Annotated in this window: 20 protein-coding genes; 12 read left to right on the forward strand and 8 right to left on the reverse strand. The window is 71.4% G+C overall.

What is annotated here, in order from left to right; all coding sequences use genetic code 11:
* Window positions 1-88 precede the first annotated feature (88 nt).
* Window positions 89-430, forward strand: a complete 342-nt coding sequence (locus ACH4DZ_RS27920) for a YciI family protein (protein ID WP_398290108.1) — start codon at window positions 89-91, stop codon at window positions 428-430.
* Window positions 427-1,746, forward strand: a complete 1,320-nt coding sequence (locus tag ACH4DZ_RS27925; RefSeq protein WP_398290109.1) for an RNA polymerase sigma factor — start codon at window positions 427-429, stop codon at window positions 1,744-1,746. Before ACH4DZ_RS27920 ends, ACH4DZ_RS27925 begins: the two co-directional genes overlap by 4 nt.
* A gap of 9 nt (window positions 1,747-1,755) precedes the next feature.
* Here ACH4DZ_RS27925 and ACH4DZ_RS27930 read toward each other — a convergent pair whose 3' ends face one another.
* Entirely contained in the window at window positions 1,756-3,339 is a 1,584-nt protein-coding gene (locus ACH4DZ_RS27930; protein ID WP_398290110.1) for an alpha-amylase family glycosyl hydrolase, read from the reverse strand.
* Window positions 3,340-3,482: 143 nt separating this feature from the next.
* Here ACH4DZ_RS27930 and ACH4DZ_RS27935 point away from each other — a divergent pair, with 143 nt between their 5' ends.
* From ACH4DZ_RS27935 to corA, 7 genes are all read left to right on the forward strand, one after another.
* A complete protein-coding gene (locus tag ACH4DZ_RS27935) occupies window positions 3,483-4,217 on the forward strand; it encodes a class I SAM-dependent methyltransferase (RefSeq protein ID WP_398290111.1) in 735 nt (244 codons plus the stop codon).
* Between the two features lie 310 nt (window positions 4,218-4,527).
* On the forward strand, window positions 4,528-4,635 hold the full coding sequence (kdpF, locus tag ACH4DZ_RS27940; RefSeq protein ID WP_398290112.1) for a K(+)-transporting ATPase subunit F: 108 nt from the start codon (window positions 4,528-4,530) through the stop codon (window positions 4,633-4,635).
* 7 nt (window positions 4,636-4,642) lie between these two features.
* Window positions 4,643-6,307: a potassium-transporting ATPase subunit KdpA gene (kdpA, locus tag ACH4DZ_RS27945; RefSeq protein WP_398290113.1), complete on the forward strand. Its 1,665-nt coding sequence runs from the start codon at window positions 4,643-4,645 to the stop codon at window positions 6,305-6,307.
* A complete protein-coding gene (kdpB, locus tag ACH4DZ_RS27950; RefSeq protein ID WP_398290114.1) occupies window positions 6,304-8,427 on the forward strand; it encodes a potassium-transporting ATPase subunit KdpB in 2,124 nt (707 codons plus the stop codon). The genes kdpA and kdpB overlap by 4 nt, the downstream gene beginning before the upstream one ends.
* Window positions 8,428-8,461: 34 nt before the next feature.
* On the forward strand, window positions 8,462-9,091 hold the full coding sequence (locus tag ACH4DZ_RS27955) for a potassium-transporting ATPase subunit C (protein WP_398290115.1): 630 nt from the start codon (window positions 8,462-8,464) through the stop codon (window positions 9,089-9,091).
* Window positions 9,092-9,236: 145 nt separating this feature from the next.
* Window positions 9,237-9,650 carry a VOC family protein gene (locus ACH4DZ_RS27960; RefSeq protein ID WP_398290116.1) on the forward strand — a complete coding sequence of 138 codons (414 nt, stop codon included), beginning with the start codon at window positions 9,237-9,239 and terminating at the stop codon, window positions 9,648-9,650.
* A 127-nt stretch (window positions 9,651-9,777) separates the two neighbouring features.
* Window positions 9,778-10,860, forward strand: a complete 1,083-nt coding sequence (corA, locus tag ACH4DZ_RS27965) for a magnesium/cobalt transporter CorA (protein ID WP_398290117.1) — start codon at window positions 9,778-9,780, stop codon at window positions 10,858-10,860.
* A gap of 48 nt (window positions 10,861-10,908) precedes the next feature.
* Here corA and ACH4DZ_RS27970 read toward each other — a convergent pair whose 3' ends face one another.
* The gene (locus ACH4DZ_RS27970) at window positions 10,909-11,730 is read right to left on the reverse strand and encodes an alpha/beta fold hydrolase (protein ID WP_398290118.1); all 822 of its coding nucleotides are present in this window, start codon (window positions 11,728-11,730) and stop codon (window positions 10,909-10,911) included.
* Between the two features lie 164 nt (window positions 11,731-11,894).
* The gene (locus ACH4DZ_RS27975) at window positions 11,895-13,967 is read right to left on the reverse strand and encodes an ATP-binding protein (protein ID WP_398290119.1); all 2,073 of its coding nucleotides are present in this window, start codon (window positions 13,965-13,967) and stop codon (window positions 11,895-11,897) included.
* 169 nt (window positions 13,968-14,136) lie between these two features.
* Between ACH4DZ_RS27975 and ACH4DZ_RS27980 the strand changes: the two genes are divergently transcribed.
* Together ACH4DZ_RS27980 and ACH4DZ_RS27985 are read left to right on the forward strand one after the other, a co-directional pair.
* Window positions 14,137-15,042: an MEDS domain-containing protein gene (locus tag ACH4DZ_RS27980; protein WP_398290120.1), complete on the forward strand. Its 906-nt coding sequence runs from the start codon at window positions 14,137-14,139 to the stop codon at window positions 15,040-15,042.
* Window positions 15,039-16,007: an anti-sigma factor RsbA family regulatory protein gene (locus tag ACH4DZ_RS27985; protein WP_398290121.1), complete on the forward strand. Its 969-nt coding sequence runs from the start codon at window positions 15,039-15,041 to the stop codon at window positions 16,005-16,007. The genes ACH4DZ_RS27980 and ACH4DZ_RS27985 overlap by 4 nt, the downstream gene beginning before the upstream one ends.
* Before the next feature lie 33 nt (window positions 16,008-16,040).
* Here the strand turns inward: ACH4DZ_RS27985 and ACH4DZ_RS27990 are convergent, their stop codons facing one another.
* Entirely contained in the window at window positions 16,041-16,619 is a 579-nt protein-coding gene (locus ACH4DZ_RS27990) for a TetR/AcrR family transcriptional regulator (RefSeq protein WP_398290122.1), read from the reverse strand.
* A gap of 111 nt (window positions 16,620-16,730) precedes the next feature.
* Here ACH4DZ_RS27990 and ACH4DZ_RS27995 point away from each other — a divergent pair, with 111 nt between their 5' ends.
* Window positions 16,731-18,929: an MMPL family transporter gene (locus tag ACH4DZ_RS27995; protein WP_398290123.1), complete on the forward strand. Its 2,199-nt coding sequence runs from the start codon at window positions 16,731-16,733 to the stop codon at window positions 18,927-18,929.
* A 53-nt stretch (window positions 18,930-18,982) separates the two neighbouring features.
* On the opposite strand, the gene ACH4DZ_RS28000 is transcribed toward ACH4DZ_RS27995, so the two are convergent.
* From ACH4DZ_RS28000 to ACH4DZ_RS28015, 4 genes are all read right to left on the reverse strand, one after another.
* Complete coding sequence (locus ACH4DZ_RS28000) at window positions 18,983-19,729, reverse strand: GntR family transcriptional regulator (RefSeq protein WP_398290124.1); 747 nt, start codon at window positions 19,727-19,729, stop codon at window positions 18,983-18,985.
* Between the two features lie 180 nt (window positions 19,730-19,909).
* Window positions 19,910-21,064 carry a serine hydrolase domain-containing protein gene (locus ACH4DZ_RS28005; RefSeq protein WP_398290125.1) on the reverse strand — a complete coding sequence of 385 codons (1,155 nt, stop codon included), beginning with the start codon at window positions 21,062-21,064 and terminating at the stop codon, window positions 19,910-19,912.
* A 321-nt stretch (window positions 21,065-21,385) separates the two neighbouring features.
* Complete coding sequence (locus tag ACH4DZ_RS28010) at window positions 21,386-22,354, reverse strand: acetylxylan esterase (RefSeq protein ID WP_398290126.1); 969 nt, start codon at window positions 22,352-22,354, stop codon at window positions 21,386-21,388.
* A 303-nt stretch (window positions 22,355-22,657) separates the two neighbouring features.
* On the reverse strand, window positions 22,658-23,272 hold the full coding sequence (locus ACH4DZ_RS28015) for a hypothetical protein (protein WP_398290127.1): 615 nt from the start codon (window positions 23,270-23,272) through the stop codon (window positions 22,658-22,660).
* Window positions 23,273-23,465: the final 193 nt, after the last annotated feature.

Below are 23,465 nucleotides of genomic sequence, written 5' to 3' on the forward strand. Positions count from 1 at the left end.
TCATGGGTGGGGTGTCGATCCGGCGCGGACCCGTTCGTCGGTGGGGTGCAAGGACAGCTGCGTACCGGGATCGGTACCGGGAGGAAACATGAAGTACGTGATGTTCATCTGCACACCCGTCGACGGTGAGGAGCTGAGCCCCGAGGAGCTCGCCGACGACCCCCGTTTCGCCTCGTACATCGACCACGTGCGCGCCGGTGGCATGGTGCAGGGCGGGGCACGGCTGCGGCCCGCCGCCGACGCCACCACCGTCCGCGTACAGGGCGACGAGGTACTGCTCGGCGACGGCCCGTTCGCGGAGTCCAAGGAGTACATCGCGGGCTTCGACATCATCGAGGTCGCCGACCTCGACGAGGCCATCGCGCTCGCCTCCCGCCATCCGGCCGCGCTGGGCGGTGGATCGGTGGAAGTACGGCCGATCTGGGAATGAACGACGGCGAAGAGGTGGGGGACGGTGGAGGGCCGGACGGTGCCACAGAGGCGGACGGCGGCGTCGAGGAGGCCGCCGCCGCCGCCTTCCGCGAGGAATGGGGCCAGGTCGTCGCCACCCTGATCCGGGTGACCGGCGACTGGGACCTCGCCGAGGAGTGCGCACAGGACGCCTACGCCCAGGCCCTGGACCGGTGGCGGCGCGACGGAGTGCCGCGCCGCCCCGGCGCCTGGCTGACCACGACCGCGCGCAACCGCGCCATGGACGTGACGCGCCGCAGAGCGGTGGGGGCGGCGAAACTGCGGGAGGTCGCGATGCTGACACGGGACGGGGGACCCGGCGGCCCGCGGGACCCGGACTCCGACGACGACAGCGGGGTGACGGACGACCGGCTGCGGCTGATCTTCACCTGCTGCCATCCCGCGCTGCCCGTCGAGGCCAGGGTCGCCCTGACCCTGCGCACCCTCGCGGGACTCACCACACCCGAGATCGCCCACGCCTTCCTCGTCCCCGAGGCGACGATGGCGCAACGCCTCGTCCGGGCCAAGCGGAAGATCCGCAACGCCGGAATCCCGTACCGGGTGCCGCCCGCGCATCTGCTCCCCGAACGCACGACGGGGGTGCTGGGCGTGCTGTACCTGCTGTTCAACGAGGGGTACGCGGCGTCGTCCGGCGCCGACCTGATCCGTACGGACCTCTGCGCGGAGGCCGTCCGGCTGGCCAGGGTGCTGGCCCGCCTCATGCCCGACGAGTCCGAGGTGCTGGGCCTGCTCGCGCTCCTGCTGCTGCACCACGCCCGGCGCGGCACCCGCGTGGACGCGGCCGGGGAGCTGGTCACGCTGGAGGACCAGGACCGTACGGCGTGGGACCGGGCGGAGATCGACGAGGGCGCCGCCCTGCTGGGGACCGCGCTGCGCCGGGGGCGGCCGGGCCCGTACCAGATCCAGGCGGCCGTCGCGGCCTGTCACACCACCGCGGCCACGGCACAGGACACGGACTGGGCGGACATCGCCGGACTGTACGGCGAGCTGGAACGCCGGGTGCCGTCGGCCGTGGTGCGTCTCAACCGCGCGGTGGCCGTCGGTATGGCCGAGGGCCCGGAGGCCGGACTGGTCCTCGTCGCGGACCTGGAGGAGGGCGGGGAGCTGGCGGGCTACCACCTGCTGCCCGCCACCCGGGCGGACCTCCTGCGGCGCACGGGACGTCTGGAGGAGGCCGCCGAGGCGTACGGAGACGCGCTGGAGCTGGTGGAGAACGACGCCGAGCGGCGCTTTCTGCGGAGGCGGCTCGCGGAGTGCCGGCTATGGGACCGATGAGCCGCCGGGCTACCGGATCAGCTCGAAGATCCCGTACCCGAACGCCTCCGCGGTGACCGTGCCGCCGTCGGTGACGACACCGGACGCTTCGAGCACCCGGCCGGGCCGGAAGTCCCCGAGGGAGCAACTCGTCGGCTCCTGGCGGGGGTTGACGACCACGAGATACCGCCCGCCGCGTACGTGCACGAAGGGGTAGCCCGCGTGCACGACCTCCACCGAGCCGTCCGGACCGAGTTCGGGGGTGGCGGTACGCAGGGCGATGAGACGGCGTACGAGGTGGAGGAGGGACGTGTCGTCGGCGCGCTGGGCGGCGACGGTGGGACGGCCGGGATCGGGGTCGACCGGGAGATAGGGGTGCTCGGACGTCGAGAAGCCGGCGTTCGGGCCGTCGTCCCACTGCATCGGCGTACGGGAACCGGCGCGGTTGTAGGCGGGGCCGAGCACACTGCCCTCCGTGTCGGGGAGGTCAGGGATGTACCGCATGCCGATCTCGTCGCCGTAGTAGATGGCGGGCAGGGTGGGCCAGGTGAGCTGGAAGACGAAGGCGACCGGGAGCTGTTCGGCCGAGCGCGGACCGCAGTTGAGGCGCGAGAAGTCGTGGTTGGCGGTCGGCAGCGAGATGAAACCGCTGTCGCCGAGGGCCGTCGACGCCTGCCGCCAGGCCTCCACGAAGGGCCGCGGCGACCCCTTGCCGCTCGGGTCGAAGAAGCAGTCGAGCGGATCCCATTCGAGGTTGACGGTCCCCGAGCCGTTGCTCCACAGCGAGCGCAGCGCGAGGCCGTCCGTGGGACCGCCGAACTGGAGGAAGAAGTCCGTGTGGAACCCCGCGGGGACGGACACCTCCGGCTCGCCCCACTCCGAGAGGATCACCGCGTCCGGGTGCGTACGGTCCAGCCAGTGACGCAGCTCCGTCCAGATCCCGCTCGTCCGCGCCTTGTCCGGGTCGTCCTTGACGAGCGAGGCGGCCATGTCGACGCGGAAGCCCGACAGACCGAGACCCAGCCAGTGGTCCATGATCGTGCGCAGCGCCTCCCGGTTGGCGCGCGGGCCCTCCGCGTCCACCGGCTGACGCCACGGCTCGGCCGGACTCATGCGCGCGTAACCGAAGTTGAGGGCGGGCTGGAAGGCGAAGAAGTTCGGCAGGTACGAACCCGGACGGCTGCCGGGCGAGGGCACGAAACCCTCCGGGCGGCCCTCCGTCGCCCAGATGTAGCGATGGTCGTCGGGATCGTTCGCCGACGCGGTGAACCACGGGTGCCGGTCGGAGGTGTGTCCCGCGACCAGATCGAGGAGCACGCGGATGCCGCGACCGCGCGCCCGGTCGACGAGCTCGGCGAGGTCGTCGTTCGAGCCGTAGCGCGGGGCCACGTTCAGGTAGTCGGAGACGTCGTACCCGGCGTCCCCGAAGGGCGAGGCGAAACACGGGTTCAGCCAGACGGTGTTCACCCCGAGCCAGGCCAGATGGTCCAGGTGCTCGCAGATGCCGTCGAAGTCACCGATCCCGTCGCCGTTCGAGTCGGCGAACGACTGCGGGTAGATCTGGTAGAAGACCGCGTCGGCCAGCCATGCGGGTGCGGGGCGGAAGGAGCTCATGGGGCAGGTACAGCCTTTCCCTGGGCGGAACGTCCTCGATGTCGAGGGTGACAGTGCCCGGGACCGTCCGAAAGGCCACGCCTTGGCCGGAGCCCGGCCGGTAAGCCCTCGGGAGCCCGGCGAAAGCCCTAAGCTGATCGACGATGTTCACCCCTCAGGGCCCCACGTTCCGCGAACTCGCCGTGCAGGCGCTGTCGTCCGTCGAGCACGGCTACGACCTCCTCGCACCGAAGTTCGACCACACCCCGTTCCGTACGCCGGACTCGTTCCTGCGGTCCGTCGAGCGGGCCCTGACGGACATGGGCCCGTTCGGGAGCGGGCTCGACCTGTGCTGCGGCACCGGCGCGGGCATGGACGTGCTGGGCACCGTGTGCCGGGAGAGCGTCACCGGCATCGACATCAGCGCGGGCATGCTCGCCGAGGCCCGACGGCGTGAACGGCCCGGCGGGCCGCCCGCCACCTGGGTGCGCGGCGACGCCCTCGCCCTGCCGTTCGGCCCGGTCTTCGACCTGGTCGTGAGTTTCGGGGCGTTCGGACACTTCCTGCCCCGCGAACTGCCGGGGCTGTTCGCACAGGTCCACTCGGTGCTCAGGCCCGGCGGCCGGTTCGCCTTCCCAGTCATGGCGCCGGCCCGCCCCGGCTCGCCCGGCTACTGGGCCATGCTCGGCTTCGACGCGGCGATGAAGCTGCGCAACGCGGTGTGGCGTCCTCCCTTCGTCATGTACTACCGGGAGTTCCGGCTCGGCGACGTGCGGCGTGAACTGACCCGCGCGGGCCTCACGGTCGAGCTGCACGCCCTGCCCGAGTTCGGCCGCCGGGACGACGGCAGCCCGCGCTGCCGGATGGTGATGGCCACGAAGCCCGGACCAGCGGTTTAGCCGCTCCAGGCACACTCCGGGTCGTTTTGGGCCCCAGCTCCACAGCGGTGCGTCGCAGCGGCGTATGAGATCCGTCAAGAGCGTGCGGAACGGCGTCAGAGAGCCGTCAACGTGCGCCGCGAGCGGTTCCTTCGGATGTTTGCTCTGAAGGTCAAGGCGTTCGGCCGGGGCACTGGCGCGGTCCGCCAGGGCACCGGCACCGCATCCGGAACCACATCCAGGAGCTCACGATGGCCGATGTGGCCTTCGTCGTCACCACGATCGCGGTCTTCGCGCTGGTGGCCCTCGTCGCCAAGGGGGTGACGAAGCTGTGACCGCCGACGCCGCATCCACCATGGAGATGGGCATCGGCCTGATCGTGGCCGTCGCCCTGCTGGGCTATCTCGTCGTCGCCCTTGTGTTCCCCGAGAGGTTCTGAGCACGACATGAGCCTCGTACTCGCCGGCATCCTTCAGCTGCTGGCACTCATAGCGGCGCTGGCACTCGTCCACCGCCCCCTCGGCGACCACATGGCCCGGGTCTACTCCTCCGACCGCCATCTGCGTGTCGAGAAGTGGATCTACAAGGGCATCGGCGCCGACCCGGACACCGGGATGCGCTGGCCCGCGTACCTGCGCGGAGTCCTCGCCTTCTCCGCCGCGGGCGTGCTCTTCCTGTACCTGCTCCAGCGGCTGCAGGGGGTGCTGCCCGGTTCGCTCGGCTTCTCCTCGATCGATCCGGACCAGGCATTCAACACCGCCGTCTCCTTCGTCACGAACACCAACTGGCAGTCCTACTACGGCGAACAGGCCATGGGCCACGTCGTGCAGACCGCCGGTCTGGCCGTGCAGAACTTCGTCTCCGCGGCCGTCGGCATCGCGGTCGCCGTCGCCCTCGTACGAGGCTTCGCGCGCTCCCGCGACGGCGACCTCGGCAACTTCTGGGCGGACCTCGTCCGCGGTGTCGTCCGCATCCTGGTACCGCTGTCCGTGGTCGCCGCGATCGTCCTGGTCGCCTGCGGAGTGATCCAGAACTTCTCCGGCATCCACGAGGTCGGCCAGTTCGCGGGCGGCTCGCAGCAGTGGAACGGCGGCGCGGTCGCCTCCCAGGAGGCCATCAAGGAGCTGGGCACCAACGGCGGCGGCTACTTCAACGCCAACAGCGCCCACCCCTTCGAGAACCCCACGCCCTTCTCGAACCTCTTCGAGATCTTCCTGCTGCTGGTCGTCCCGTTCTCGCTGACCCGCACCTTCGGCCGGATGGTCGGCAGCCTGAAGCAGGGCTACGCGATCCTCGCCACCATGGCCACCATCTGGGTCGGCTTCGTCGCCCTGATGATGTGGACCGAGTTCGCCCACCACGGCCCCGCGTTCGACCTCGCGGGCGGCGCGCTGGAGGGCAAGGAGACCCGCTTCGGCGTCGGTGCCTCGTCGATCTTCGCGGTGTCCACGACCCTGACCTCGACCGGCGCGGTGGACTCCTTCCACTCCTCGTTCACGGGCCTCGGCGGCGGCATCACCCTGCTGGGCATGCAGCTCGGCGAGATCGCACCCGGTGGTACAGGGTCCGGTCTCTACGGCATGCTGATCATGGCGATCATCGCGGTGTTCATCGCCGGCCTGATGGTCGGCCGCACCCCCGAGTACCTGGGCAAGAAGATCGGCACCCGCGAGATCAAGTTCGCGGCCCTGTACATCCTCGTCACCCCGGCCCTGGTCCTCGTCCTCACCGCCGCGGCCATGGCCCTGCCGACCCCCGGCAACTCGATGACCAACACCGGGGCCCACGGCTTCTCCGAGATCCTGTACGCCTACACGTCCGCGGCCAACAACAACGGCTCGGCCTTCGCCGGTCTGAACGCGGACACCCAGTGGTTCAACACCACCCTGGGTCTGGCGATGCTGCTCGGCCGGTTCCTGCCCATGGTGTTCGTCCTGGCACTGGCCGGTTCGCTCGCCGGACAGAGGCCCGTACCGGCGACCGCGGGAACCCTGCGCACGGACAAGCCGCTGTTCACCGGACTGCTGGTGGGCGCGATCCTCGTCCTCACCGGTCTGACGTATTTCCCCGCGCTCGCGCTGGGTCCGCTGGCGGAGGGGCTGGCATCATGACGACACACATACCCACCGACACCGACCCCGACAGCGCCCCCGGTACCGACACCGGCGCACCGGCCGGGCGCAGCGTCGGCGAAGGCCGGGTCGGCGTAGGTCTCTTCGACCCGAAGCAGCTGGTCAGATCGCTGCCGGACGCCTTCCGCAAGCTCGACCCGCGGGTGATGGTCAAGTCCCCGGTGATGTTCGTGGTGCTGGTCGGCTCGGTCCTGACGACGGTCTTCTCGTTCAAGGACCCGGGCGACTGGTTCGGCTGGACGATCAGCGCCTGGCTCTGGCTGACGGTCGTCTTCGCCAACCTGGCCGAGGCGGTGGCGGAGGGCCGCGGCAAGGCGCAGGCGGACACCCTGCGCAAGGCCAAGACCGACACGGTCGCGCGCCGGCTGTCCACGGACAGCGGCTCCGAGGAACCGGTGGCCGGCACCGGGCTGCGCATCGGCGACCGGGTCGTCTGCGAGGCCGGCGACATCATTCCCGGCGACGGTGACGTCGTCGAGGGCGTGGCCTCCGTGGACGAGTCGGCGATCACGGGGGAGTCGGCCCCGGTGATCCGCGAGTCCGGCGGCGACCGCTCGGCCGTCACCGGCGGCACGAAGGTGCTGTCCGACCGCATCGTCGTCAAGATCACCACGAGGCCCGGCGAGACCTTCATCGACCGCATGATCAACCTGGTCGAGGGCGCCGCCCGGCAGAAGACGCCCAACGAGATCGCGCTGAACATCCTGCTCGCCTCGCTGACGATCGTCTTCCTGCTCGCGGTGGCCACGCTGCCGCCGTTCGCGGACTACGCGGGCACGCACCTCACGATGGTCGTGCTGGTGGCGCTGCTCGTCTGTCTGATCCCGACCACGATCGGCGCGCTGCTCTCGGCGATCGGCATCGCGGGCATGGACCGGCTGGTGCAGCGCAACGTCCTGGCCATGTCCGGCCGGGCGGTCGAGGCCGCCGGTGACGTGTCCACGCTGCTGCTCGACAAGACGGGCACCATCACGCTCGGCAACCGCCGGGCCGCCGAGTTCGTGCCCGTCGCAGGGACCACCGAGGCCGAACTGGCCGACGCCGCCCAGCTCTCCTCGCTGGCCGACGAGACCCCCGAGGGCCGTTCCGTCGTCATCCTGGCGAAGGAGCGGTACGGGCTGCGCGAGCGCCACCAGGGCGAGCTGGCGCACGCCGAGTGGATCACCTTCACCGCCCAGACCCGGATGTCCGGGGTCGACGTCGACGGACGCAGGGTCCGCAAGGGCGCGGCCGGCTCGGTCGTCGCCTGGGTGAAGGAGCGGGGCGGCACGGTCACCGAGGACGTGGCGAGCCGGACCGACCGGATCTCCGAGGCGGGCGGCACCCCGCTGCTCGTGGCCGTCGACGACGCCGAGGGCGCCCGTGTGCTGGGTGTCATCCACCTCAAGGACGTGGTCAAGGACGGGATGCGCGAGCGGTTCGGGGAACTGCGCCGCATGGGCATCAGGACCGTCATGATCACCGGCGACAACCCGCTCACGGCCAGGGCCATCGCCGAGGAGGCGGGCGTCGACGACTTCCTCGCGGAGGCCACCCCCGAGGACAAGATGGCGCTCATCAAGCGTGAGCAGGCGGGCGGCAAACTCGTCGCGATGACGGGCGACGGCACGAACGACGCGCCGGCGCTGGCCCAGGCGGACGTGGGAGTGGCCATGAACACCGGCACCTCGGCCGCCAAGGAGGCCGGGAACATGGTCGACCTCGACTCCGACCCGACCAAGCTCATCGAGATCGTCGAGATCGGCAAGCAGCTCCTCATCACCCGGGGCGCGCTGACGACATTCTCCATCGCCAACGACGTCGCCAAGTACTTCGCGATCATCCCGGCGCTGTTCGCGGCGGTCTACCCGGGCCTGGACGAGCTCAACATCATGCGGCTGTCCTCGCCGGACTCCGCGATCCTCTCCGCGGTGATCTTCAACGCGCTGGTCATCATCGCCCTGGTGCCGCTCGCCCTGCGCGGAGTGCGGTACCGGCCGGTCAGCGCCGACCGGCTGCTGCGGCGCAACCTCGGCGTCTACGGCCTGGGCGGACTGATCGCGCCCTTCATCGGCATCAAGATCATCGATCTGCTCCTCTCCCTCGTCCCCGGGCTGTGACTCCCCGGCCTTTCCCGAAAGCGTGCTGATCGTCATGAACAACTCGGTCACGAACACCGCCCGGCTGCTCGGCGCGGGTCTGCGTGCCCTGCTGGTCCTCACCGTGGTCTGCGGGGTGCTCTACCCCCTCGCCGTGACGGGCGTGGCCCAGGCGCTCTTCCCCACGAAGGCGAACGGGTCGGAGATCACCTCGGGCGGCAGGGTCGTCGGCTCCTCGCTGATCGGCCAGCAGGGCTACGGCCTCGACTACTTCCAGCCCCGGCCCGCGGGCGGCCTGGGCGAGAACTCGGTCAACACCCAGTACGAGCTGATCCTCTCGGGTGCCACCAACCGCTCCGGCGACAACGCCGGACTGATCGCCTCGGTGAAGGAGGCCAAGGCCGAGGTCGTCAAGGACAACTCGACGGCCGGCTACCAGGTCAGGCCGTCCCAGGTCCCCGCCGACGCGGTGACGTCCTCCGGATCCGGCCTCGACCCGGACATCTCCCCGGCGTACGCCGACCTCCAGGTGCACCGGGTCGCCGAGCGGAACGGCCTGCCCGTGGCCCGGGTGCGGGCGCTCGTGGACCGGCACACCGAAGACCGCACGCTCGGCTTCATGGGCGAGCCCCGGGTGAACGTCCTCGAACTCAACACCGCACTCAGGAACCTCATCAAGGGCTGACGCCGGGGTGACCGGGGCCGGTGATGAGTGGGGCCGGCGCCGACGGAGGTGGTCGGGAGGGGCCGGTCGCCTGGTCCGGGCCGTTGTCAGTGGCCCGCGCTAGTCTGCGGACAACTGCTCGTTTCGTCCGATCTGGGAGGTTTTCATGGCTACACGCCTCAACCCCTACATCAGCTTCGACGGCGACGCCCGGCCGGCGATGGAGTTCTACCAGGAGGTCTTCGGCGGCGCGCTGGTGCTGAACACCTTCGGGGACTTCGGTTCGCCGGGCACCCCGGAGTCCGACAACATCATGCACGGCATGCTGGAGACCCCGAGCGGCTTCACCCTGATGGGAGCCGACACCCCGCCGGGCGTGGAGTACACGCGGGGCGGCAACTTCTCGGTGAGCCTGAGCGGCGACGACGAGACCGAGCTGCGCGGCTACTGGGACAAGCTGTCCGCCGGGGGCACGGTCTCCGTCCCGCTGGAGAAGCAGATGTGGGGCGACGTCTTCGGCATGTGTACGGACCGGTTCGGCATCCCCTGGATGGTCAACATCGGCCAGGCACAGCAATAGCGACAGGCCCCGGGAGCGGGCGGCCCCACGGGACCGCCCGCCCCGGTCGCGCCAGGCACCTGCGGGCGAGGCGGTCGCGGACCGATGGCACACTGACCCGGTCACCGAAGGAGCCCCGTCAGTGCCCATGATCCGCAACCTCAGCAGAGTGGTCCGCCGCGCCTATCGCCGCACGGTGGACCTCAGCCATCCCGCCCGTTCCCCCCTCGGCAGCGCGGTGGAGAACTGCGTGGTCTACCGCGAGGGCGGACGGCAGCCCGGCGACTGGGCGCCGGGCGAGGCGGTCCGCCGGACCCGCGAGGGCCGGGACGGCTTCGTCTGGATCGGTCTCCACGAGCCCACCGAGGAGGAGTTCGCCGACCTCGCCAAGCTGTTCGGCCTGCATCCGCTGGCCGTCGAGGACGCGATCCACGCGCATCAGCGGCCGAAGGTCGAGCGGTACGACGACACGCTGTTCGCCGTCTTCAAGACCGTCCGGTACGTCGAGCACGAGCAGCTCACCGCGACCAGTGAGGTCGTGGACACCGGCGAGGTGATGGTCTTCGTCGGCCGGGACTTCGTGATCACCATCCGGCACGGCAGCCACGGCTCTCTCGGTCCGCTCCGGGAAGCCCTGGAGAGCCTGCCCGACCAGCTCCGGAAAGGGCCCTCGGCGGTCCTGCACGCCATCGCGGACCAGGTGGTCGACGACTACCTCGACGTCACGGACGCCGTACAGAACGACATAGAGGCCGTCGAGACCGCGGTCTTCGCCGAGCGCACCGCCCGCGGCGACGCCGGTCAGATCTACCAGCTCAAGCGCGAGCTTCTCGAACTGAAGCGTGCTGTGGTGCCCCTGTACCGGCCCCTGCAGATCCTCGCCCATGAACCGCCGGCCGCCGTCTCCCTGGAGATACAGCCGTACTTCCGTGACGTGGCCGACCACCTGGCCCGTGCCACCGAGCAGATCAACGCCTTCGACGGGCTGCTCGACTCGATCCTCCAGGCCCATGTGGCCCAGGTGACGGTCGCCCAGAACGAGGACATGCGCAAGATCACGGCCTGGGCCGCCATCGTCGCCGTCCCCACCATGATCTGCGGCGTCTACGGCATGAACTTCGACCACATGCCGGAACTGCACTGGACGTACGGTTATCCGCTGGCCCTCGGTGTCATCGCCACCCTCTGCCTCGGCATCCACCGGGGGTTCCGGCGCAACGGCTGGCTCTGAGCCCGGCCCGCCGAGGACGGAGGCGCGGGCTCGGCACCGGCGTCGGAGTCAGCTCTTGATGAAAGCCAGCAGGTCGGCGTTGAAGGACTGCTCGAACTCGCCGACCAGGCCGTGCGGGGCGCCCGGGTACGTCTTGAGCGTGGCGTCCTTGACGATCTGGACCGTCTTGAGGGCGGCGGCCCCGATGGCCACGATCTGGTCGTCCTCGCCGTGCGCGACCAGCGTGGGGACGTCGATGCCGCGCAGGTCCTCGGTGAACTCCTGCTCGGAGAACTGCTCGACGCAGTCGTACGCGGCCTTCAGGCCGACCTGCATGCTCCACAGCCAGAAGGAGCGGCGCAGACCTTCCGACACGGCGGCACCGGGCCGGTTGAAGCCGTAGAACGACTCGCTGAGGTCCCAGTAGAACTGCGAGCGGTCCGCCTCGACGCCGGCGCGGATGCCGTCGAACACCTCACGAGGGGTGCCCTCGGGGTTGTCCGCCGTCTTCAGCATCAGTGGCGGCACGGCGCCCAGCAGGACGACCTTGGCGACCCGCCGGGTGCCGTGGCGGCCGATGTAACGGGTCACCTCGCCGCCGCCGGTCGAGTGACCGACCAGGATCACGTTGTCGAGGTCGAGGCCCTCGATGAGTTCGGCCAGGTCGTCCGCGTACTGGTCCATGTGGTTGCCCTGCCACGGCTGATCGGAGCGGCCGTGGCCACGACGGTCGTGGGCGACGGCGCGGAAGCCGTTGTCGGCCACCAGACGGGCCTGCCCGTCCCAGGCGTCCGCGTTCAGCGGCCAGCCGTGACTGAAGACGACCGGCTGACCGGTGCCCCAGTCCTTGTAGAAGATCCCGGTGCCGTCGCTGGTGGTGAAGGTTCCCATCGGGGGTGCCTCTCTTCTCGTGTAGTCGCGTGCTCAGCCGAAGGAGTGGCCCGCCGCCCGCGGGCCCGTGGTGCCGCGCCGGTGGACATGCTTTCGACACTAAGCTCGTGCGCCGTTTCCGCAATCCGTCGTCCGGCCGTGTCGGCGGACCGGGCAGTGGGACGTCAGAGATCCACTTCATCCGCCACGCCGTTCAGCGCGAGCCGTATCGCCGCCTCCGGGCCCAGCCCACGGCCCTCGCGCACGGCTTCGGCGAAGCCGGTGTCGCCGAGAGCGGCCCGGAGACGGCGGGCGTACTCCCGGCGGAAGACGGTCGTCTCGATGTCGCCGAGCTGGGGGAGTCCGGCCGTGTACCAGAGCCGGGTGCCCACGCCCAGGAGCCGGGCCGCGCGCTCGGGCTCGCCGGCGGCGGCCTCCGCCGCGATCAGGAGGTCGGCCACGGCTGCCGCGCCGAACCGGTCATGGACGCGCCACTTGGCCGCCAGCGCCTCACGCGCGGAACGCAGCGCCGCCTCCGGCCGCCCGAGCCCGATCCCGGCGAGGGCGACGAAGAAGTCGCCCCAGGCCCGCATCCACAGCTCGCCCCGCTTCGCGCAGTCGACGCGCAGCCGCTCCGCGACCACCGCGCACCGCTCGAACGCGCCCTGCCCGGCCAGCAGATACGCCTGCACCGCCAGCGTCAGCAGCTGGAAGAACTCCGCGCCGCCCCCGCCCCCGGGCCCCTGGATGTTGCTCCCGTACAGCAGGGCGGACCGCGCCGACTCGCCGCGCACCGCGAGACTCGCTCCCGTCAACGGCAGTGCTGCAATGGGCAGTTGACGCTCCTGAGCCAGCCACACATACGCCGCGCTCACCGATTCGGCCGCGTCCACGTCGTCCGGTACGACGGTGACCAGCCGGTGCGCCCAGGTCGCCAGGGTGTGCCCGGGGACGCCCTCGGGCGCCCGGCGCAGCGCCCGCTCCAGATAGCCGCCCCCCTCGTCGGCGAAGCCGCACGCGAACCAGAAGTACCAGAGCGTGCCGGTGAGTTCGAGCGCCGACTCGGGCTCCGGCGCCGCCAGGCTCTCCTCCAGCGCGACCCGCAGATTGGCGTGCTCCACACTCAGCCGTTCGGCCCACATGCGCTGGCCGGGGCCCAGCCACTCGGCCTCCCCCTGCCGGGCGATCCAGCGGAAGTAGTCGAGATGACGGGCGCGTACGGCGTCCTGTTCGCCGAGGCCTTCCAGCCAGTCGGCGCCGAAGGTGCGGAGGGTGTCGAGCATGCGGTAGCGCCCGGCCACGCTGTCGCTCTCACGGGTGACGATCGACTTCTCGATGAGTGACGCGAGCAGGGTGAGGATCTCCTCCGCGTCCAACGGGCCCCCGTGGCACACGAATTCGGCGGCCTCCACGTCCCAGCCGCCCGCGAACACGGACAGCCGGGCCCACAGCAGCCGCTCCAGCGGGGTGCACAGCTCATGGCTCCAACCGATCGCCGTGCGCAGCGTCTGATGCCGGGCGAGCCGGGGCCGGGCGGGCGAGACGAGCAGGTCGAAACGGGAGTCGAGGCCCCGCAGCAGACGGTCGAGAGGGAAGCCGCGCAGGCGTACCGCCGCCAGTTCCAGGGCGAGCGGAATCCCGTCGAGCCGGGCGCAGACCGCCGCGACGTCGGCCCGGTTGGTGTCGGTCAGCGCGAACGACGGCACTGCGGCGGCGGCGCGGGCCGTGAACAGCGCCACCGCGTCGGCATGCTCGCCGAGCGGCAGCGGCGTCACCGACAGCAGATGCTCACCGGGCACGCCCAGCGGCTGACGGCTGGTGGCAAGGACACGTAACTCCGGTACGCGCGCCAGGAGTTCCTGGACGACACGGCCGCACTCGGCGAGTACGTGCTCACAGGTGTCCAGGACGAGCAGCAGGGGCCCGTCGTCGAGATGCTCGCAGACCGCCACCAGGAGCGGGCGGAGCGTCTGCTCGGTCAGCCGTGTCGCCTCCGCCACCGAGTTCGTGAGGAGGTCCGCGTTCTGCAGGTCGGAGAGTTCCACCAGCCATACCCCGCCGGGGAACGCGGTCTGTACGGCGTGTGCGGCCCGCAGAGCCAGCCGGGACTTGCCGACGCCTCCGGGGCCGGTGAGGGTGAGGAGGCGGGTGGCATCCAACAGCGAGCCTATTCGGGCGAGTTCGGGGGTGCGGCCGACGAACGTATTGGGCTCGGCGGGAAGATTTCCGCTCCTGCCGCCGCGTACCGAGGCGCCCATCGCTCCTCCTCACCCGACCGATGGCGGTCACCCTAACGCTCGGCGACGCCCGTGTCCGAGTCCCGGCGGGGTGACGGAAATCGGGTACTCATCATCTCGCAGAGGTGTCGACCGGCGTAGCGTGGAAGCGTTCCGGCACACCGAGCGGGAGATCTGGGAGGTGCGGGAAATGGAAGTTGTGCCCGCGCTCAGAGCGGTCGGAGAGATGCGCTCCGGAGACCATCTGCTGCTCGGTTACGACGCGGACGAGGAGCGCGAGACCGTGGTCGCCGCGTTCCTCCTCGACGGGCTCGCCAGCGGGCACCGGGGGCTGGTGCTGGGCCCGGCCGATCTGCCGGCCGAGCTCGCGCTCACCTTCCTGGAGTCCCGCGGCTGTGCCGTCGACGACGAACTCGCCGCCGGCCGGCTGACGGTGGACCCGCACCTCGGGACGCCCGAAGGACTGTGGGACCTCGACGAGGTGATCCGTCGCGAGACGCGCCGCGCGGTCGGGGACGGCTATCTCGGCCTGCGCGTCAGCATGGAGATCATGCGCGGCCAGGCGGGCAAGGGACTCAAGACGCTGCACGACAGCGAACTCCTCCTGGAACCCGTCTTCGCGTCCCTGCCGGTCCTCGGCATCTGCCAGTACGACCGCAGGGTCTTCGACGACGTCGAACTGGCGCCGCTCGACGGGCTGCACCACGGGCGGGTCGCCGCCGACCTGGTGTGGCGCGACGAACTGCTCTCCATCACCCGCACCTTCGCCCCGCCGGGCCTGGCGCTCGCCGGCGAGGTGGACGACACGAACGTGACGGCCCTGGCCCGGGCCCTGCAGGCCGAGACCACCCGCGCCCGGGCCCGTCCGGTCAACGGCACGAGCATCCGGCTGGACCTGCGGGAGCTGGCGTTCATCGATGTCGGCGCGCTGCGCCTGCTGGTGTTCTCTGCCCTGTCCCTGCACACCTCCGGCGGCAGCCTGGTCCTGCACGGCGTGGCCCCGCACATCCAGCGGCTCATGCGCGTCACCGGCTGGGACAGGATCCCCGGTCTGCGCCTCGACAAGGGCGACGTGAGGGAGGGAGCGGTTCCATGACCCGTCCGGGGTTCGTCCACCAGGCGCTGTGTTACGGATCGGACGAGGACTTCCTCGACGGCGCGGCCCCGTTCGCCCTCGACGGCCTGCACGCCGACGACACCGTCCTCGCGGTCCTCGCGCCCCGGAACATCGGCCTCCTCGGCCGGGCGCTCGGCCGCCGCTCGGGCGAGGTGGAGTTCGTCCGCGCCGACGACTGGTACGGCTGCCCCTCCCGCACCCTGGGCCGCTACCACACCTACTGCGCGGAGCACGACGCGGACGGGGCGGGCCGTCCTTCCCGGGTCCGGATCATCGGCGAGCCCGTCTGGCCGGGCCGCACGGAATTCGAGACACGTGAGTGGATGCGCTACGAATCCCTGCTCAACGTGGCCTTCGCGGGCACCGGCCATTGGATACTCTGCCCGTACGACACCCGCGTCCTGCCGGCCGCGGTGGTCCGTTCGGCGACCCGCACCCACCCCGAACTCGCCCTGGGGGCAGGCGCGGCGACAGCCAGCGACCAGTACGCGGATCCGGCCGACTTCTCCGCCGAGTGCGACGCGGCGGAACCCGGCGAACTGCCCGCCGGCCGTGACGACATCCCCTTCGGCCGCGACCGGTCGGCGCACGTACGGCACGCCCTGCGCAGTTACGCCCGCGGTCTCGGAGTGCCCGAGCAGCGGACGCACGACATGGTCGCAGCGGTGCACGAGGTGATGGTCAACTCCGTGCGCCACGGAGGCGGCCGAGGCGTTCTGCGCCTGCGCAACGACTTCGAGTACGTGATCTGCGAGGTCTCCGACATCGGTACGGCGAGGCCTGCCCCGGCGCCGCCCTTCCCCGGGCATCTGCCCCCGGACCGCCGGGCCGAGCGCGGCCACGGGATGTGGGTGGTGCGTCAGTTGAGCGATCTGCTCACGGAGACCTTCGATCCGGCGGGGTCGGTCGTGCGCCTGTACTTCAAGAGAGCCTTGCCCGTGTGACCGCCCCCGGACGGCGGTCGCGGGGCGTGTCCCTCAGGAGGCCGGACCGGGTGGCAGGGTCGCGAGTCCGGCGCGCAGGAAGGCCATCGCCGTGTCGATGTCGGCTTCCTGGGGCCGGTAGCACACTTCGCTGACCACCGCGGCGGCGGCGGCCGACGCCATGCGCGGTCCGAAGTCGTCGGGAGAGCTGCCCTGCTCCTCGGCGAGGATCTTCGCGCCGAACTTGATGACCTCCGTCAGCCGCGCCTCGGCGACCGCGCGCAACTGCGGGTTCAGTTCCAGCACGCGGTCGGTGAGATCCGCCAGGCCCCTCGGGTCGGCGATCTCCTCGCGCAGCCAGCGCTCCAGCGCGTCCAGGATCGTCAGACCGGGCTCCCGGTCGTGCACGGCGGTCCTGACCCGGTCGGTGACGGAGTCGAACTCCGACATCGCCAGTTCCAGTTTGGACGGGAAGTACAGGGTCACCGTACGGGGTGAGACCTCCGCCGCCGCCGCGATGTCGGCGATCGTCGTCGCCTCGAACCCGTGGTCGGCGAACAGCTCGTAGGCCGCGCGGACGATCGCCTCCCGGCGTCGCGCCTTGCTGCGTTCCCGTAGGCCGTCACTCATCATGGCGCCACTTTACCACCGATAGTTAATTTACATCGGACTGTAAAAATGCTCTAGGGTGTAGAGATGTCGCGGTCCGACAGGGGCCTGCGGGGAGAGGGAGGAAGACGGGCTATGGCGTCACGCCTGTACACCTGGGGACGATGGGCGGTACGCCGCCGGGGCAGGGTCCTGGCCGTCTGGCTGCTGCTGCTCGGCGTGGTCGGAGGCCTCGGGATCACCCTGCACGGCAAGGTGAGCACCGAGTTCTCGGTGCCGGGGATCGAGTCGCAGAAGGCCCAGGAACTGCTGAAGGAGAAGTTCCCTGCCGCCGCGGGCGGGGTGGCCCGGGTCGTGTTCGCCGCCCCCGACGGAGACAAGCTCAGTGAGCCCGAGGCCGAGGCGGCCCTCACCGCGAGCCTGAAGAAGGCCGCCGGGGTGCCCGGCGTCGTGAACGTCTCCGATCCGGCCGGGACCGGGACGGTCTCGCAGAACGGGCGCATCGGCTACTCCGACGTGCTGTTCCGCCAGGCGGCCGACAGCGTGCCCGAGACGTCCAAGGACGCCCTGTCGGACGCGATGGAGCAGGCCCGGGACGCCGGTCTCGAAGTCGAGTTCGGCGGCTCGGCGATGCAGCCGAAGACCGAGGTCGGCGGCCCGGCGGAGATCGTGGGCGTCGTCATCGCCTTCGCCGTCCTGGCCTTCGCGCTCGGCTCGCTGATCGCGGCCGGACTCCCGTTGCTGACCGCCGTCGTGGGGGTCGCGATCGGCGTGCTGGGCGTCCAGTTCGTCTCCCGCTTCGTCGAGATGACCAGCACCGCCACCGTGCTCGCCCTCATGATCGGCCTGGCGGTGGGCATCGACTACGCCCTGTTCATCCTCTCCCGCCACCGCGAGCAGCTCGCCGATCCCGACATGGACGTGGAGGACTCCATCGCGCGGGCCGTGGCCACCGCGGGCGGTGCCGTCGTCTTCGCCGGAGCGACCGTGATCATCGCGCTCTCCGCGCTGGCGGTCACCGGCATCCCGTTCCTCACGATCATGGGCCTGGCCGCCGCGGTGACCGTCCTGCTCGCCGTGCTCATCGCCGTCAGCCTGGTGCCCGCGGTGCTGGGGATGTTCGGCGAACGGCTGCGCCCGCGCCCCCGCCGCTCCGAGCGTGCCCCCGGTTCCTGGGCCCTGGGCTGGGCCCGTCTGGTCACCGGCAAGCCCGTGATCGTTCTCCTGGTGGGTGTGGTCGGTCTCCTCGCGCTCGCCCTGCCCGCCCGCGACCTGCGGCTGGGCCTGCCCGGGTACGCCTCCCAGCCCGTCGACAGCACCCAGCACAAGAGCTACGACCTGCTGAGCGAGGGCTTCGGGGTCGGCTTCAACGCGACCGTCACCGCCGTCGTCGACACCGGCGGGATCCCGGCCGCCGACCGCACCGGGACACTCACCCGGCTGCGTACGAGCCTGGCCGGTGACTCCGGAGTGGCCGCCGTCGCCAAGCCGGTGACCAACCCGGACTCCAGCCTCGCGGTCGTCGCGGTCGTGCCGAAGACCGGCCCGGACGCCCAGGCCACCACGGACCTGGTGCACCGGCTGCGGGACAACGCACCCGGTGTCGACAAGGCGGGCGGCACCCTCTACATCGCCGGCGCCACCGCCGCTGCCATCGACGTCGCGGGCAAACTGTCCGACGCCCTCCCGCTGTTCGTCGCCATCATCGTGATCCTGGCGCTGATCCTGCTGACCATCGCCTTCCGGTCGCTGCTGGTCCCGGTCAAGGCCGCCCTCGGATTCCTGCTGTCGGTCGCCGCGTCCCTCGGCGCCACCGTGTGGGTCTTCCAGAACGGCCACCTCAACGGCGTCCTCGACATCCCGTCCGCCGGGCCCGTCACCAGCTTCCTCCCCGTCCTGCTCATAGGTGTCCTCTTCGGCCTGGCCATGGACTACGAGGTCTTCCTGGTGAGCCGGATGCGCGAGCACTACGAGCGGACGGGCAGCGCGTCCGAGGCCATCGTCCACGGCGTGGCGCGCAGCGGCCGGGTGGTCAGCGCCGCCGCGCTGATCATGGTCGCGGTCTTCGGCGGCTTCGTCTTCAACCACGACCCGATCATCAAGTCCATCGGTTTCGCGCTGTCCTTCGGCGTCCTCGTCGACGCGTTCGTGGTCCGGATGACCCTCGTCCCGGCCGCGATGGCACTCATCGGCCGCCGCGCCTGGGGACTGCCCGGCTGGCTCGACCGGGTCACGCCCGACGTGGACATCGAGGGCGCCAAACTGCCGCAGCGCGCCCCGGCCGGACAGGAGGACGAGCACCGCGAGGCGGTCGGCGCCCCGGGTTCCCGCTGACCGCCACACCCGCCGCCGGCCGGAGCCCCCCCCCGCGCGTCTCCGGCCGGCCGTTACGGCCCGTGCGGCCCGGCGACCGCCGGGAGCGTGAACTCGTAGACCAGTGCTTCCTGTTCCGCGTCCACCACCAGATCGGTGATCTCCAGGGGGCGGGCGTACTGGTCGTGCACCCGCCGCGTCACCCGCACCGAGACCGCGTCGCCGGGCCCGGTGATGGAGTCGCGGTGGTGCAGGGTCAGCCCCGCCCGGCGCATCCAGTCGTACACGCGCCGCAGCTGGGCCGACGACGTACCGTCGGCGCGGTCGCGGTAGCGGGCGAGTTCCTCGACCTCCGAGAGCGCGACCGCGGAGAACGACGTCACCGCGGTCCGCCGCCCGTGCCCGTCCGGGGCGGCGGACTCGTAGCGGTGCACCAGGGTCGGCCGACACGGGGCCAGACCCAGCGCCACCGCATGCGCCGGCGGGGGAGTCTCCCAGGTCACGGTGGCACGGTCGACGGCGCGCGACGGGGTCGTGTCGGCGCCGAGCGGAAAGCCGAGCGACGGGAGGTGCCCGGCCGGCAGGCCGGGCAGTTTCGCATGGGTGCCGCGCCGGTCGGTGGAGACCAGGCCGTCCCGGCGAAGGATGTCCAGCGCCTGCCGGACCGTCTCCCGGCTGGCTCCGAAGTGTGCGGCCAACTGCCGCTCGCCCGGCAGCCGTTCGCCGGGCGGAACGGATCCGTCGCGCAGGGCCCCGAGCAACTCCGAGGCGATCCGCGAGTACAGCGGCTGAGGGTCATCGTGCGTGGTGCTGCGGGCCATGTCCGCGCTCCCCTTGTGACAAGACGTAGCCGTGCGGGCTGTGGACCCGCGCCGCACCAGCCCTGGTCATGGGGCTGGAAGGCGCGGTTCCTCGTACGTGACCATCTCTAGCATTGGTCTAAACCATGCTGGAAGTGCGTCCCGGCGGATCGGCCGATTCCAGCCCGTCCGGCCCTGTCCTCAGAGCGCTTTGTATAGGGCGTCGACGAGCGCCGTCTTCCGTGGGTCGTCGGCGATGTGCGGCCCCATACGGTTCATGACGTACCCCAGGGAGGCACCCGCCTCCGGGTCGGCCAGACCGCAGGAACCGCCGAAGCCGTCGTGACCGACAGCTCGGGGGTTAGGGCCGTAGGAGTGGTTGGAGCCGCTGAGCCAGAGGCCGAGACCGATCTCCGTCTCGCTCCCCAGACCGGCGCCGAGCACCAGGTCGCGGCAGGCGCCCTGTCCCTCGCGGACCCGCTCGGCGGCCTCGGGGGACAGGACGCGGTGCGCCCCGTACGAGCCCCGGCCGGCGAAGATCCCGTACAGCGCGGCGACCGCCCGGGCCGTACCGTGCCCGTTGGCGGCCGGGAGTTCGGCGGCCCGCCACGCCGCCGTGTTGGCCTCGGCCGCGCCCGCCGCCGGGTTCGTCAGCGCTGCCAGCGCCACCGGCGCCAACTGGCTGAAGATCGCCGCCTGCTCGCCCGGCTCGGCGGCCGGCGGATGCACCAGTTCGGCCGCGCGCCCCGCCTCCGCCTCCGGCAGCCCGATGCCGAAGTCGATGCCGAGCGGCCCGGTCACCTCGCGCCGCAGGAACGCGCCCGGCAGCAACCCCGAGACACGGCGCACCACTTCACCGACCAGGAAGCCGTACGTCAGCGCGTGATAGCCCGACGCCGTCCCCGGCTCCCACCAGGGCTCCGTCGCCGCGAGGCGCTTCGTGGTGAGCTCCCAGTCGAAGAGCTGCTCCAGCGAGTGCGGCTCACGCAGCCCGGCGAGACCCGCCCGGTGCGACAGCAGATGCCGTACGAGCACCGACTCCTTGCCAGCGGCCGCGAACTCGGGCCAGTACGCGGCCACCGGAGCGTCCAGGTCGAGCAGTCCGCGGTCGGCCAGGATGTGCGCGCACAGTGCCGTCGGCCCTTTCGAGGTCGACCACACGTTGACGAGGGTGTCCCGTTCCCAGGCGCGCGTCCGGGCCGCGTCGGCCCAGCCGCCCCACAGATCCACCACGACCTCGCCGCCCACCGTGACGCTCACGGCCGCGCCCAGCTCCCCGCGATCGCGGAAGTTCCGCTCGAACGCGTCACGCACCGCCGCGAAACGCGTCTCGCAGCGCCCCTGAACCTGAAACATGGCTCCTCCGTCATCCGCCGGCAGACCGGGCCCGATGGCACCCCACCTCCCGCAACATACCGACTGGTCGGATCGAACGAAAGCGATCAGACGGGCCGGCGTCCCCTGCGCCCGGCCACGCCGGCCCCGCACTCGCGAGCGAACCCCACCCCCCTACCCAGGGGCGCGGCGAACGGCGCGACAACCCACCACGGACCCGCACTGCCAGGACGACCCGCGGCCGTACCTCCTGAGGGGCGCGGGGAACGGCGCGACAAGCCCCCACCGGCCCGCAGCGACCCGACAACCCCGACGCCCCGCCCGCCACCAATCAAGCCCCGTTCAGAAATACGCCGGCAGCCAAGCCAACTTGACCGCCTCCTGATACGGCCCCCCACCCTCGTGGTCGTTGAAGTCGTACACCTCGATCCCCTTGTCCGCATTCCCCCACGCGTTGAACGCCGCGAACACCGTCGACGGCGGACACGTCTGATCCTCCAGCGCCGCGGAGAACAGCGCAGGCGCCCGCCCCCGCGCGGCGAAGTGCACCCCGTCGAAGTACGACAACGTGCGCAGCACCGGCTCGGTCCGCCCACGATGCGTCTTCAGATAGTTGCCGATCTCCCGATACGGATCCCGATCCGTCAGCCTCGTCGCGCGCGGGTAGTCGCACAGGAACGGCACATCCGGCGCGACCGCCACCAGGTCCGGCACCAGCCCGCCCACCGCGATCGAGATACCGCCACCCTGACTCGTACCGACGACCGCGGTCCGCGAGGCGTCGACCAGCGGATGGGAACGCGCGGCCGCCACGGCCCGCACCCCGTCGGTGAACACCCGCCGGTAGTAGTAGTTCTCGGGGGCGTCGATGCCCCGCGTCATGAACCCGGGATACGCGGGCACGCTGCCCACGGGGTCGGGGGTGTCACCGCCGCCGCCCCACGCACCGCCCTGGCCCCGCGTGTCCATCACGAAGTGCGCGAACCCGGCCGAGGCCCACAGCAGATGCGTGTGCGAGAGACCGCGTCCGCCGCCGTACCCGATGAACTCCACGACCGCGGGCAGCGGCGCGTCCGCCCCGGCCGGCAGGGTCAGCCAGCCCCGCACCGGGTGGCCGCCGAACCCGGCGAACGTGACGTCGTACACCGTGACGTTCCGCAGATGCGTCTCGACCGGCTCGAAGCGGGCGTCCAGGTCGTGTTCGCGCGCCTCCTCCAGCGTCTTTCCCCAGAAGGCGTCGAAGTCCTCGGGCTCCACGGACGCGCTGCGATACTCCCGCAGTTGATCGAGGGGAAGGTCGAACAAGGCCATGGAGGACCGCCTTTGCTACGAATGAGGGTGCGGATGATCCACACCGTACGGGCGGTGTCCGATGGCCGCCAGGCCAATGGCTCCGCCTCGACGGACCACGTCTCCCCGTGGTGAATGCCCGAGGAGCACTCCTCACGATCCCGAAGTGCCAGGCGATGCGTCTGCTCGGCGTACCTCCGGGCCCCGGGCACCGCCTGCCGGCGACAGGGGCCAGCGGGCAACCGGGCTCGTCACAGGGCTGGTTGAGCCCGATCCTCGCGGACGGACAGGCCGCTTTCGTCGCCGCCCGGGCCGTCCCGCCCGTCAGGCCCTGTCCCGCGCCCATTCCGGCCCCGTACGGGCCCACTCCCGTTCCCACTCGGCCAGCCGACGGCGTGCGGCGACCCGGCGTACCAGGGCGTGCAGGGCCAGCACGCCGGCCGCGGCCACCCCCGCGGCACAGGCGCCCACCGCCAGGGTGTGCTGCCAGACCACCGTGCCGCTCGTAGGAGCCGGGACGATCCGGTCCTGGCGGTCCAGCCAGATGTACGTGTGGTCGCCGGCCCCGGCTCCGGCGGGCACCCGCGTCTCACCCGTGCGCGCCCGCTCGCCAGGCTCGGTCCAGCGGACGCTGACCCGCTTGACCGGCCGCCGGTCCCCCTCGCCGCCGGACGCGAAGGCGTGCGACCCCCCGACGATCTCCGCGAGGACCCGGTGACGCTCGGCCCGCTGCTCCGCCGCCGTCGATCGCGCACCGTCGTACGCCCACCAGCCCGCCGCCAGCCCGGCCAGGGGCGCACCGGCCCACAGCGCGAATGAGACGACCAGCGCGGTCCACGCCTCGACCACGTCCGCACGGCGGCACAGCGGATTGTGCCGCCAACGCCGCCCGATCACCCGCGCCCGCTTCTCGCTCGCCCGCTGTTCCCGCGTCCGCATGTCCTGCCTCCTCAGCACCCGCGACCGTGCCGCGCCGCCCGAGCCACCGCCGTACACCGTGCGTGTGCCCCGTGTAGGCCGAACGGACCCTTCCAGAGGCCGGTTTGCCACCGACGGCCCGGTGGGCGGCCGGTGCGAGCGTCAGGAGGGCGCCCGTGGCAGGGCCGCCACCGGGGACGACGGCCACCGCACG

The sequence above is a fragment of the Streptomyces sp. NPDC017991 genome (assembly GCF_044328075.1).
Lineage (GTDB): Bacteria > Actinomycetota > Actinomycetes > Streptomycetales > Streptomycetaceae > Streptomyces.